The organism is Desulfoconvexum algidum (assembly GCF_055382125.1).
Genome location: NZ_AP042394.1, coordinates 2,090,443 through 2,103,313, shown reverse-complemented (window position 1 = coordinate 2,103,313; position 12,871 = coordinate 2,090,443). Strand labels below are relative to the sequence as shown.

13 protein-coding genes are annotated in these 12,871 nt (G+C 45.7%); 5 read left to right on the top strand and 8 right to left on the bottom strand.

Annotated elements, in window-relative coordinates; genetic code table 11:
• Positions 1 to 18: 18 nt before the first annotated feature.
• The 5 genes from ACZ45G_RS09625 to ACZ45G_RS09605 all read left to right on the top strand — a co-directional run bounded on the left by ACZ45G_RS09625 (position 19) and on the right by ACZ45G_RS09605 (position 4,457).
• Positions 19 to 576 carry a peroxiredoxin family protein gene (locus ACZ45G_RS09625; protein WP_464177442.1) on the top strand — a complete coding sequence of 186 codons (558 nt, stop codon included), beginning with the start codon at positions 19 to 21 and terminating at the stop codon, positions 574 to 576.
• A gap of 40 nt (positions 577 to 616) precedes the next feature.
• Positions 617 to 1,207, top strand: coding sequence for a peroxiredoxin (locus ACZ45G_RS09620; protein WP_464177440.1), 591 nt, complete (start codon positions 617 to 619; stop codon positions 1,205 to 1,207).
• Positions 1,208 to 1,343: 136 nt separating this feature from the next.
• Positions 1,344 to 2,480 carry a sensor histidine kinase gene (locus tag ACZ45G_RS09615; protein ID WP_464177438.1) on the top strand — a complete coding sequence of 379 codons (1,137 nt, stop codon included), beginning with the start codon at positions 1,344 to 1,346 and terminating at the stop codon, positions 2,478 to 2,480.
• A 124-nt stretch (positions 2,481 to 2,604) separates the two neighbouring features.
• Positions 2,605 to 3,132 (top strand): TRAP transporter small permease subunit, encoded by a 528-nt coding sequence (locus ACZ45G_RS09610; RefSeq protein ID WP_464177436.1) that lies wholly within the window; start codon positions 2,605 to 2,607, stop codon positions 3,130 to 3,132.
• Positions 3,132 to 4,457, top strand: coding sequence for a TRAP transporter large permease (locus ACZ45G_RS09605; protein ID WP_464177434.1), 1,326 nt, complete (start codon positions 3,132 to 3,134; stop codon positions 4,455 to 4,457). The genes ACZ45G_RS09610 and ACZ45G_RS09605 overlap by 1 nt, the downstream gene beginning before the upstream one ends.
• 88 nt (positions 4,458 to 4,545) lie before the next feature.
• Here the strand turns inward: ACZ45G_RS09605 and ACZ45G_RS09600 are convergent, their stop codons facing one another.
• The 8 genes from ACZ45G_RS09600 to ACZ45G_RS09565 form a co-directional block, all read right to left on the bottom strand.
• Positions 4,546 to 5,649 (bottom strand): TRAP transporter substrate-binding protein, encoded by a 1,104-nt coding sequence (locus ACZ45G_RS09600; protein WP_464177431.1) that lies wholly within the window; start codon positions 5,647 to 5,649, stop codon positions 4,546 to 4,548.
• 191 nt (positions 5,650 to 5,840) lie between these two features.
• Positions 5,841 to 6,740 (bottom strand): DMT family transporter, encoded by a 900-nt coding sequence (locus tag ACZ45G_RS09595; RefSeq protein WP_464177428.1) that lies wholly within the window; start codon positions 6,738 to 6,740, stop codon positions 5,841 to 5,843.
• A 2-nt stretch (positions 6,741 to 6,742) separates the two neighbouring features.
• Positions 6,743 to 7,585, bottom strand: coding sequence for a menaquinone biosynthetic enzyme MqnA/MqnD family protein (locus ACZ45G_RS09590; RefSeq protein ID WP_464177426.1), 843 nt, complete (start codon positions 7,583 to 7,585; stop codon positions 6,743 to 6,745).
• Positions 7,575 to 8,813, bottom strand: a complete 1,239-nt coding sequence (locus tag ACZ45G_RS09585) for an amidohydrolase family protein (protein ID WP_464177423.1) — start codon at positions 8,811 to 8,813, stop codon at positions 7,575 to 7,577. Before ACZ45G_RS09585 ends, ACZ45G_RS09590 begins: the two co-directional genes overlap by 11 nt.
• Positions 8,810 to 9,862, bottom strand: coding sequence for a cyclic dehypoxanthinyl futalosine synthase (mqnC, locus tag ACZ45G_RS09580; protein ID WP_464177421.1), 1,053 nt, complete (start codon positions 9,860 to 9,862; stop codon positions 8,810 to 8,812). Before mqnC ends, ACZ45G_RS09585 begins: the two co-directional genes overlap by 4 nt.
• A gap of 25 nt (positions 9,863 to 9,887) precedes the next feature.
• Entirely contained in the window at positions 9,888 to 10,979 is a 1,092-nt protein-coding gene (gene mqnE, locus ACZ45G_RS09575; protein WP_464177418.1) for an aminofutalosine synthase MqnE, read from the bottom strand.
• Positions 10,979 to 12,445: a DNA topoisomerase I gene (locus tag ACZ45G_RS09570; RefSeq protein WP_464177416.1), complete on the bottom strand. Its 1,467-nt coding sequence runs from the start codon at positions 12,443 to 12,445 to the stop codon at positions 10,979 to 10,981. The genes mqnE and ACZ45G_RS09570 overlap by 1 nt, the downstream gene beginning before the upstream one ends.
• Complete coding sequence (locus ACZ45G_RS09565) at positions 12,445 to 12,870, bottom strand: hypothetical protein (RefSeq protein WP_464177414.1); 426 nt, start codon at positions 12,868 to 12,870, stop codon at positions 12,445 to 12,447. Before ACZ45G_RS09565 ends, ACZ45G_RS09570 begins: the two co-directional genes overlap by 1 nt.
• Position 12,871: the final 1 nt, after the last annotated feature.

The following is a 12,871-nucleotide window of genomic DNA, read 5'->3' as shown; positions in this document are numbered from 1 at the left end:
GTAAATAAGGAGATCACCATGCGAAAATGCCTTGCCCTTCTATTATGTTTAGGGTTCCTGATGCCAGGGGCGACAGGCCTGTGTGAACCCCGGAAAATGGACCTTGATTTCAGCCTGACTGCCCCCAAGGAGGCCTCCCATAGAAGCTATCTCGGGCTTGAGACACAAGATCCCTTTCTTTTGAATCAGATCCAGACAAAAATTTTAATCATTGAGATCTTTTCCATGTACTGCCCCATTTGCCAGCGGGAAGCCGCGGACGTAAACAAAGTGTTTGAACTGATTCAAAAAGATCCCAAGCTTAAAAACAAAATAAGGCTCATCGGGATTGGTGCGGGCAATTCCGCCTATGAAGTAAATTTTTTCAAGGAAACCTACCAGGTTGAATTCCCCCTGTTCAGTGACACAAAATTTATCATCCACAAAAAAATCGGTGAAGTTGGCACCCCCTATTTTATCGGGTTAAAACCAAACAAAGAACAGGGACTTGAAATATTTTATTCCCAATCCGGAGAGATCACTGATCCTGAAAAATTTATAGAGACTCTGGTTGATGCCTCGGGCCTGAAACTTTAAAACCGGAGGACGCAGCACCGGATGTTCTAAAGGAGAGCAGATGCAAAAGTTTATTCTATGGATACTTATTTTTTCCACGGTCCTTCCCGGGACAGCCATGGCCGCTTCTTTTGCCTATGGTGATAAAATATTTGACCCGGGCCAGCTTGCCCCGATTGACAGCAAACTGTTGGTCAGGATCAACCAAAAAGCACCGGATTTTACCCTGCCGGCGGTGTCGGGAAAATCCATCACCCTGAGCCAGTTCAAAGGGAAAAAAAATGTATTGATCACCTTTATCCCGGCTGCCTGGACCCCGGTCTGTTCTGACCAATGGCCTGGATACAATATTGCAAAGCCCCTGTTTGAAGCCCATGACACTATTTTGCTGGGCGTCAGTGTCGACAATATCCCTACCCTGTTTGCCTGGACCCATGAGATGGGGTCTCTCTGGTTTGATGTGCTCTCAGATTTCTGGCCCCATGGTCAAGTTGCAAAAACCTATGGGATTTTGCGATCAAATGGTACCGCAGAAAGGGCATTGATCCTTGTTGATAAGCAAGGAATCATTCGGTTTCTCCATGTATCGGATATCAATATCCGACCGGATCTTGGTATAATCATGAAGGCAATAGAAAACCTTACCGAATAGACAAGAGTCAACTTGCTGAAATAATTAAATAAAAATAGGCTCTTGATTTTCGATATGTTATACTCATCTGGTATACAAAAAAAGAAAATCATCGGATGGTCAAAAATCCGCCACAACCTGAATCAAGGGATGGATAATGGATACCTATTTTGCGCCTGCAACAAGAACCCAAACACATAAACTTAAAAAGCAAATTGATGATGTCATTGACAATCCCATCATGGACGCCCTGCTGAAAACAGCAGCAGGCCTCTTGGTGGTGTTAAATGAAGACCGGCAGATCGTCGCCATGAACCATACCTTTATAGACGTGCTTGGTATTAAAAATGCTCAAGATGCCCTGGGCCTTCGCCTTGGCGAAAGCCTGGGTTGCATCCACGCCTTTCAAGGACCAGGCGGTTGCGGCACCACTGAATATTGTGTTTCCTGCGGTGCAGCCATCGCCACGATGTCAGCCCAGGATGGCCAAACAAGCGAACAAATCTGCGCCCTGGTATCTGACAGGGATGGAACCACGTCGGACAGATGTCTTCGGGTAAAAGCCGAGCCCATTGAATTTGAAAATTCCCGGTGGATTCTTTTTTATGCCCAGGATATCACCCAGCAGCAATTCTGGGTCAACCTGGACCGTATCTTTTTCCATGATATCAACAATACCCTGACCGCATTATACGGAAATGTGCAACTGCTTGAACTGAGCGACCCAGACAATGAGAAGATTGAGCCCATCAGAAAAGAGGTTGAAAGACTGATAAATGAAGTGGCCATCCAGAAAAAATTTTCCCGGCACAAGGACGCCACCTATACGCCTGCCAAATCAGCAATTTGTTTGAATGACATCAAACAAGAGTTGGGCAGGATCATCAGCGGCCATAAAGCCTCCTCCCAAAAAAGAATATTTGAGGACTGGCCCAAAGAAAATGTGATGCTGGAAACCGATCCCCTTCTACTGTCCAGGCTTCTTGGCAATATGGTCATTAATGCATTGGAAGCCACCCAGAAAGGTGGTGCCATCCGCGTCATCGTCACGGCAACCAGGGAAACGGTCTCCTGGAACGTCTGGAACAAAACCATTATCCCCAAACCCATACAAAAACGGATTTTCCAGCGTTATTTCAGTTCAAAATCCGGCGATAGCCGGGGGCTTGGCACCTATTCAATGAAATTGTTCGGAGAAACCTATCTTAAGGGGAAAATATCCTTCCAATCCACATTGGATCAGGGGACCACTTTTACATATCGCCTTCCCCGGCAAAAGCATGGAAGTCTTTAAAAAGCTTGATAAGTACACTGTTTATATATAGTTATAGAGAATTCATTTTTTGTTGTGCCACAAAATAACTAAATCCTAATTTAGTAACTATAATCTATTCGTATCAGAAGGGAGCTGTTGATCTATGCAAATGCTTGAAAATTTTGTTAACTTTGTTGACAGCCTGAGTGATAAAATCGGGCATCTTGTCGGGTGGATGACAACATTGATGGTCCTGGTCGTATTTTATGATACGGTAATGAGATATGCATTCAATGAAGGGAATGTTGCCCTGCAGGAATTGGAATGGCATCTTTTTGCCATTGTTTTTTTAATAGGTGCCGCCTATACCCTTAAAGACGGAGGTCATGTCCGTGTGGATATCCTCTATGTCAGTCTATCGAAAAAAACCAAAGCCTGGATTGACTTTTTAGGGGTTTTTGTTTTTCTGATCCCCTTTTGCGTGATGGTCATTCTCTCCACCAGGGGATTTATCATGAATTCCTGGGCAATCCGAGAAATCTCACCTGATCCCGGAGGCCTTCCGGCACGGTATATTTTAAAAACCATGATTCCCCTGGGGTTTTCCCTTCTCATTGTACAGGGTTTATCCGAAGCCGCTAAAAATTTTATGATCATCATGGGATACAAACGACAGGGGGATGGCTCATAATGGAATTTATCACTGAGTTTTTACCCCTGATTATGTTCGCTGTTGTTTTTGCGCTCTTGCTCCTCGGATTTCCGGTTGCCTTTACCATTGGCGGCGTTGCCATGGCCTTTGGTCTTTATGGGTTTGGCCCGGGGTTCTTTAACCTGCTGCCCTTACGAATATGGGGGACCATGGAAAGCTTTTCCCTCATGGCCGTGCCCCTGTTTATTTACATGGGGGTGATGCTGGAAAAATCAGGCCTGGCTGAAGAATTATTGGAAGCCATGGCCCTTGTTTTCGGCAGGATCAAAGGCGGCCTTGCGGTTTCCGTTATTTTTGTGGGAGCCCTCATGGGAGCATCCACAGGCATTGTCGGGGCTACCGTTGTTACCATGGGGCTTCTTTCCGTCCCCACCATGCTTCGAAGTGGCTATAGTAAGAGCCTTACAACAGGAACAGTGGCGGCTTCCGGAACATTGGGGCAGATCATCCCTCCCAGTATTGTCCTTGTTCTGCTGGGGGAGATCATGAATGTTTCGGTAGGAGAACTCTTTCTTGCTGCCATTATCCCGGGATTAATCCTTGTGAGTCTGTATATGCTCTATATACTGATTATCGCCCAGATAAAACCGGAATGGGCCCCGCCCATTAAACAAGAAATCCTTGATGCCATGACAGGAAGGCAGCTTTTGGGAAAAGTATTCAAAGCCCTTATCCCGCCCCTGGCACTTATGATGGCTGTTCTAGGTTCTATTTTCGCCGGGATTGCCTCTCCCACCGAAGCGGCATCCGTGGGTGCCGTCGGCGCTACTCTTTTAACAGTCATGCACAAAAGATTCAATTATCAGATTGTAAAAGACGTCATGAATACGACCACCAAGCTGACCTGCATGGTCTTTATCATCCTGGTAGGCGCCTCCACCCTGGGACTTGTTTTCAGAGGATTAGGAGGGGATGCGCTACTCAGAGGCTTGATCTTAGGTCTTCCCTTTGGAAAATGGGGAATTCTCTTTATTGTCATGTCCATTATCTTCATTGCCGGGTTTTTCCTGGATTTTATTGAGATTACCTTTATCCATGTCCCGGTGCTGGCGCCCATCATGATTCACCTGGGGGTAGATCCCATCTGGCTGGCCATCCTTATTGCGGTCAACCTTCAGACCTCTTTTCTGACGCCGCCCTTCGGGTTTTCACTCTTTTATCTAAAAGGGGTAACCCCGCCTGAAATTTCAACCATGGACATTTATAGAGGAATCATCCCCTTTGTCATTATCCAAATTATCGGACTTTTAATTATCTGCCTGATACCCGAGACGGTTACCTGGCTCCCCCGGGTTCTTTCCTAAAGATATCCCATGGCCGTTAAAATAACAAAAGGAGCTGAAAAATTTTTTCCAGCCCCTTTTGTCCTAGTTTATTTTACCAACCTTATATTTAAAGCTCTTTCAATTTCTGATACGGTTCTTCTGATAATTTATTCCATCCATAAATATCTTTCTGGAATACAAGGAAGGCATCATACACCTTTTTAAATACTGGATCAGAAGCGGCCTGCTCCTCCAATACTTCCTGGGATAATTTTCTAAGCGCTTTAATAACGGGTTTCGGGAATTCCTTGAGCTGAACCTTATGGACATCAACAAGTTCCCTCAGGGCGGCATTATTCTTTGCTTCAAATTCAGACAACATCCATATATTGCTCTTGTAAGTTGCGGCTTCAACAATGGCCTTAAGATCATCGGGCAATGAATTCCATGCATCCTTGTTTATCATACACTCAAACGCGGTTCCAAACTCATGCCAACCAGGATAATAATAATATTTTGCGGCTTTGTAAAAGCCCAGTTTCAGATCATGAAAGGGACCCACCCATTCGGTTGCATCGATAACACCCCTCTCAAGGTTTGTATAGATATCACCGCCAGCCATGAGGATGGAGCTACCCCCTGCTTTTGCAAGGACTTTGCCCCCCAGACCCGGAATCCTCATTTTAAGCCCTTTAAAATCCTCCATGGAGTTGATCTCTTTATTAAACCAGCCACCCATTTGAGCACCTGTATTTCCGGCCAGGAATGGTTTTATGTTGAATTTCGCATAAACTTCTTCCCAGAGTTCCATTCCACCGCCGGATAAGATCCAGGCATTGATAGATTGGGCATTGAATCCAAAGGGCACGGCCGCAAAGAACTGGGCTGCGGGAACTTTTCCTGCCCAGTAATAGGAAGCCGCATGGCCCATTTCAACAGTTCCCTGGCTGACAGCATCAAAGGTACCCATGGCCGGCACAAGCTCTCCACCGCCATAAACACTTATTTTCAATCTCCCGCCGCTCATTTCATCTACCCATTGGGCGATTTTATCCGCACTTTCCCCCAGCATGGGGAAATGGGGCGGCCAGGTGGTGACCATTTTCCATCTATAGGTTTTTTGTTTTTCCTTTGCCATTGCCGGAACAGCAGTGGCTGCAAGTCCGGCACCTATGGCAGCAGCTCCGATGCCAACATTCTTGATAAATTTACGCCTGTTGTTGTCTTCCATGCAAAATCTCCTTTGTAGTTTACCGTTACCCAAGTATGACAAGGCCGGATGAATCGTACCTTTACCGCAAATTTAATAAAACCACATGGGGTTTAACAAATGAAACTCATTAATTTACTAAATCCGTTTTAGTCAAAAATATCGCACCAAGTCAAGTGATATTCTGGAAAAGACGATGAAAACTTCACAGCTCACTGTCGGGATGACAGCACCAGGCCGCAAAAGACAAGAAGCCCCCCTGCCAGATGGTAGGCGAAAAGGTGTTCTCCTAAAAAGAAATAAGCAATGATGGAAGTAAATACGGGGATCAGGTACATAAATACCGAGGCGGTTCCTGGCCCAACTATTTTAACACCATAATTCCAGCAGATATAAGAGAGGATCGAGGGGCAAATTCCCAGATAGACAAACATCCAGACAATAGCCCAATTCACTTCAAACCCTTTGTAAAGACTATACTCCCATGCATAAAAAGGCAGGATACACAGAGTTCCAAAAATGATGGTCATGGTCAAAAAAGAAATAGGGGATATGGGGATCACCCTTTTTCTCAGCAACACGGAATAAAGGGCCCAGGACGCCATGGACACCAGGATCAAAAGGTCTCCCGGATTGAAACGAAAACCGACAAACAGGGCAACGGAACCCTTGGAAATAATGACCATGACCCCGCCCAGGGAAATCAAAATGCCCAGAGCCTGGAGCACCGTAGGCCGTTGGCGGCTAAGCAGCCAGGCAAATCCCAGGGTCATTGCCGGCATGGCTGAGGCAAACAGGGCAATATTGGTGGCAGTGGTATACTGGGCACCCATGTACAGCACTGAATTAAAAACTGCCACGCTGGGAATGGATAAAGCAAAAATAAACCCCAGATTCTGCCGGATGGGAATTATATCTCGTTTAAGTCCTTTGAATGCAAAGGGGAAAATAAAGATAAAGGCTGCAAGCCACCTGAAAAATGACAATGCCATGGGGTTAACCTGGGCAATCACCCCCTTGGCAACCACGGCGTTAATGGCCCAGAAAAGCACGGCAAACCCAAGTCCAAAAAAGGCCAGCGCCTTATTTTTATGGTCGGATATAGGGTTCACTTTTATTTTACCGAAGATGGATTAAAAAAACGGACCTTTGCCGGGGTATCCAAAATATCTTGTTCATAAAGGGACTCAAAAAATATTTTCATGGCCTTGATTTTCAAAGGGTCCAGGTCACAAATCAAAAGATCATAGTAACGTTTGATAAGGGAATGGCTTAACTTCAACTTTTGGGTGCCGGCAAAAATGACGTCTTCAATATGGGCATATCCTTGTTTTTTTGAGGCATGCAAAAGATCCAACACCTGTCCCACCTGTTCAGGATAGCGTTTTGCAAACGCTTCTCGAACCACCCAAACCGCAAAAACAAAGGGCAATCCGGTCATCTCATACCAGATACCGCCCAGATCAAAACAATGGACATATCGTTCCTGCCAGGGCTGGGTCAGGGCAGTGTCCCCAATAACCATGACCGCATCCACCCCCGAAGGGATAAGATTAATATCTCCCACCGGTCCCACCTTGAAATCAGGATAAACCTGTCTCTGGGAAAAAATCATCTTTAAAAAAGAGGCTGCTGAAGCAGATTCCTGGGAAAACATCACGGTTTTTTGATCCAGGTCATCCAACGCGTAATTGCTGGCACACAGGACGCTTAGGACATTGCCATGGCAGGAGATGGAAAGATCCGGCAGCAGCAAAAGCTTTTCATGGTTCATGGCATAAAATGCCGCTGATATGGGGCTGATCTCAATCTGGCCGGTAATAATCTGATGATTCAGGGCCGACGGGACATCGGGAACCATGGTAAGCCAGTCCGGCAGCAACCCATTATCAAGACCATAGTAAACAGGAGAGGCATTAATATAAGATATTTTTCCCAAAGATATTTTAGGTTTCATGGGTGGTAACCCTTTCAATAAGATCTGTTTTGTTGCGCACATTTAAATCCAGATATATAAACGCTGATTTTTTCCCTTTGTCAAGGGTGCCGGCACGGTGCAAAAGCCCCAAGGCCCTGGCCCCGTTAAGGGTTGCCATGGACAAAACCTGGGCGGGATCAATGCTTGGATATTTTTGTCGTATAAATGCCATCTCGTCAAAGATACTCAATGAATCACAGGAGGCAAGACTGTCGGACCCAAGAGCCGGGGCCAGGTTTTTTTCAAGCATCCTGCTTATATCGGGTAATCGGTTGTGAAGATTCAAATTGCTCCGGGGACAAAGGCAAATTTGAGTTTGGGTTTCAACAAGGATGTCCAAATCCCGGGACTCGATATTGAGCAGATGAACCGCAAGCGTTGATGAATCCAAAACACCCAGATCCGCCAGATATTGAACCGGGCTTTTTGAACCAATGGGCCAGGCGGAGGTATCGATTCCCCGTGACATCAAAAAGTCTGTCCATTCTCCCTTTTGGCCGGATATAAATTTTGATTCCGCATCTGACTCGGCCAGGTGGATGGAGAATGGCAGGTTCCGGACAATTGTCTCGTTCTTGGCTGCCTGTAACAATAAAGGATCGGTTGTATGGGGGGCATGGCCGGCCAGGGAAAAGGAGAGGGAATTTGTTTTTCCAAGCCTTGTTTTTTCAATTATCGTGTCCGGACGGTCAGAGCCTAAAAATTCCTGGAACCAGACACCGGAAAGGTTCAGGGACTGAACAATTGCCCGGGTGATGCCCAGGGTTGAAATTTCCCCGATATAGCCCACTCCCTCGTCAACAAGCTGTTTGGCCGCCTTTTGGGCAGCGCTTACCAAAACAGCCGTTCCTGCTGCTTCTCTTTTTCCCAACAATTGCTGAACCCAGGCTGCAAATCCCTTGTCAAAGGAAAGGGCATTTTTCAATGCAGACAACTCCAGGTGGAGGTGGGCATTGACCAGACAAGGCATCAACACCCCGGGTCCGTGGTCGATGGTGTGTTGGCCCCTGTTTTTGCCCATTGTATTTTTTCCGGGAAAAGCCCTGTAAACATCTTTTATCAGGCCGTTTTCGACTTCAACACATCCATTTTCAATCACCTGGTTAGGGCTTATGATGACCCACCCTGCCCGATGAACGGCGTGGGTCTCCAGGGAATTTTCCCCTGGGGAATTTATATATCGAACCTTTGAAAAATCCTGGTTCATAAAAGATTATAATAACAGTCCCGTTGCCGGGGCTCAAAGCCAGCCGTTGTGATCAAGCGCTTCAACTCAGGTTCCGGCAGCATGAAATTCACACCGGCAGATGCCACGACGTTTTCCTCTATCATGGTGCTACCCATGTCATTGGCCCCAAAAAACAGGGCCGTCTGACCAATCTTGTCCCCCTGGGTAACCCATGACGCCTGGATATTATCAATATTATCCAGAAAAATCCGGCTAACCGCCAACACTTTGAGATATTCAACGCTGGTTTTCTTTTTTACATTAATCTTTGTATTCCCGGGCTGGAAGGTCCAGGGGATAAAGGCGGTAAACCCACGGGTTTCATCCTGGAGGGCTCTAATCTTCTCCAGGTGAGCCATAATATGAAAATCTTGTTCAAGGTGGCCAAACATCATGGTGGCACTGGATCGCATCCCGGCAAGATGGGCCTGGCGCATCACCTCAAGCCATTCTTCGGACGAACATTTATTGGGTGAAACCCTTTGCCGGACATCATCATCAAGAATTTCAGCACCGCCACCGGGTATGGAATCAAGGCCGGCTTTTTTAAGAATGGAAATGGTTTTTGCCACGGACAGATGTGATTTTTTTGCGATAAAATCAATTTCCGGGGGGGAAAACCCATGGATATGGATATCAAAGCGTTCCTTGATGGAGGTCAGCATGTCCACATAAAAATCTATTTCAAGATCCGGGTGCATCCCACCCTGGAGCAAGATCTGGGTACCCCCGAGATCTATGGTTTCCTGAATTTTTTCGGCCAATTCCTGTTTTGAAAGGATATACCCTCGTTCAACGGATCGATAAAAGGCGCAAAACCTGCACCCGGATACGCAGATATTGGTATAGTTGATATTGCGGTCCACCACATAGGTGACAACCTTTTCCGGATGAAGCAAAAACCGTTTTTTGTTGGCAAGACTGCCAAGGGTCAAAAGATCCGCATTCCGGTAGAGATCCAGGGCCTCTCGGCTGTCAATTCTTTGATTTTCTTCAATTTTCTTAATGATCGTATCGATGTGGCTCATATGCATACCATTTTTCTATTCAATTCTATTTTGAAACACGATTATAAAAAGAATCTCGCAGGACGGGTTCAAACCCGGCGGAACGAATCATCCCTTCCATCTGAGCCTGGGTAAGACCCTTAGCAGATTTGGCCCCTGCCGTGTGGGTGATCCGTTCCTCAATGATGGTCCCGTCCAGATCATCGGCCCCAAAATTTAAGGCCACCTGGGCAAGGGATTCTCCAATCATGACCCAATAGGCCTTAATGTGGGGAAAATTGTCCAGCATCAAACGGGCAGCAGCCACATTCTTCAAATCATCCATGGCAGTTGTCGGGGGAAGATGGGACAGCTGTGTATTCTGGGAATGAAAAGCCAAGGGAATAAAGGCTGAAAACCCATGGGTTTCATCCTGAAGTTCCCGCAGGGAGATAAGATGGTCCACCCGTTCCTCCAGGGTTTCAATATGGCCATAGAGCATGGTGGCGTTGGTCTTTATCCCGGCTTTGTGAACGGTTCTGACGATTTCAAACCAGCGGTCATGACCGATTTTTTTGGGGAAGAGTGCATCATGGACCCTTGTATTCAAGACCTCTGCTCCGCCACCGGGCATCATGTCAAGCCCTGCCGCCTTGAGCTGCCGGACGGTTTCTTCCAAGGAAAGGCCGGATAAATTGGACAAATAATCGATTTCCACGCAGGTGAATGCTTTGATACTGGCCTTTGGCCGTATCCTTTTGACGGTTTTCAAAAGGTCAATAAAATAGTCAAAGTTTAGATTTTCATTGAGACCGCCCACAATGTGCAACTCAGCCACAGGCTCATCAATGCGTTCCATGAGTCGTTTTTCAATCTCTGCCATGGACCAGACATAAGAACCTTTTTCCCCATCGTCCTTGGCATAGGCACAAAACCGGCATCGATTCTTGCAGATATTGGTATAATTCAAATGCTGGTTATAGACATAAAAGGCCTTTTTACCATGCAGGTTACAACGGACATGGTTGGCAATTATACCAAGCCCTATAAGATCAGGGGTCCCATAAATACACATCCCATCTTCTTTTGAAAGACGGGAGCCTTGTTTGACTTTTGAGTAGATACTTTCAAGCCGTTCATCTAAAAACGATATCTTCATTAGCGCCTCTTTCTTCTCACAACCCTTCTTTTCTTTTTCGGTTTAAGATCGGCCGCTTCAGCGGCCATATTCTGTTTGGGATCCAATAGGTTCTTCTGGGTATAGGAACAGCTTGCTCTTGGGCATTTAAGACCCTTTGTATCAGTGCTTATCTGCAGTTCAATTAAAAACGGATTTTTACACAGGGGACATTCAAAATGGTAGGGTTTATCCCAGCTCACAAACCGGCAGTCTGGTTTTGAACAGGAAAAAAACTGTTTGCCTTTTTCTGTTGTTTTTTCCTCAATTTCGCCCTTGCCACATAGGGGGCAAGGCATGGCAAGTTCACTTTCAAATGCCGCGATCCGGGATTCAATATCCTCTTCCGATGTTATGCTTGTTTCCTGGGCCTTTGCTTCTTGGATTTTGGATTCTTGGATTTTGGATTCTTTTTCCTGGCGGGCGTGCGCATCTTCTTTTTGCCTGATCCGCTCTTCCATGGCGTTAAGCTGGGCTTCTTTTTCCACCATTTGCGCCTCTCTTGCGGCAAGCGCTTCCGCTTTTTCCTGGGCCGCGTTCAAGGCCAACTCTTTTTCTTCCAATTCCTTAAGCTGCTGTGCAATTTTTTTTGCTGCGCCCTCTGCTTGTTTTATCCGTTCATCTTTTTGAGCCAGTTGCAGTTCAACCTCAGCCTCTTTTCTGGCAAGCGCTTCGGTTTTTTCTATTTCGGCTTTCTGAGCAGCAATCTCTTCTATAGAAGGCCCTTTATCAAATACATCCGTGACCTGAATCTTTTGTGTATATTCATCTGACCTTTTTTTCCGGGTCTTCATCAATGTTGACAACCGGTCTATATTTTCTTTCTTTCGTTTCTTGAGTTTTGCTGAAATCTCTTTTGTCTGACCAGGCGTCTTTTGATCACCGGAAGCCATCTCAGAGGCACGCTTTTGTGCGTGATCCCGTGACACTGAAACCCCACGGCTTTTCAATGTGGATTCAAAGCTCTGCTTGGCAAGCTCAATGGTTTTTCGGCCCGAAATCACCTCATCGTTCATCTGAAGAACAAAGGCAATCAAATTCATTCCCTGCATACCCGGAAACATGCTGTCTAAAAATCCAGCCATCATAAAAGAAGGCATTTCAGCCTTGAATTCACCCTTTTCATTCTCACTGATATAACCGCTTTTCAGGGAAGAGCGAATGGCTGTTTCAAGGTAGGCATCCTTTTCAAGTCCGATGTCCACCAATTCACTGGTAAAACTTTCAAGTTGATACCGCTCAGGAGGAAAGTCTGCATATTGCCGTATTTCTCTCTCCCGCTCAACTATAATGGTGATGCAGGATATGGTCGATAGATTAAAGGAAATCATTGCTTCATCTGAATCCACATCAATAAAAGAAGTGATTTCTCTGGCAAGGATTTCATCTAATTGTGTATTAACAAAAGAAGGCGTGATTTCCTTACCCGATTTAAAATCTTTCTCCATTATTCATCTCCCCGATTAATCTCAGAAATCATATCTGCAATATCGGATGCCATTTGTCCAACTTTATCGCTGTTGAGCGTCTTTGCCGGGGCATATTTTGTCACATGGGGTTCATCATTTTTATCAGAAGAAAGCGTGTCCTCATCCTCCCCCTCATCATCCCTCACGGTTGAAATTTCAAGGCATTCTCCCTGTCTGTTAAAAATCACCGACAGGGGAACTTTAATTTCAAAATCAAACTTATAGGCAATTTGATTGTTATGAACAATCAAATTGCCCTCCTTGTAATCAACTTCATCCTGGATTGCAAATTTGTGTTTTTCCAGCAATAATTTTTCTATGGTGTCCCAATCAAGTTCTGCGTTTATTGTATCAATAAATTCTTTTTCACTCTCCTGGATTGTCTCTGGATTTGTAAGCTTCACA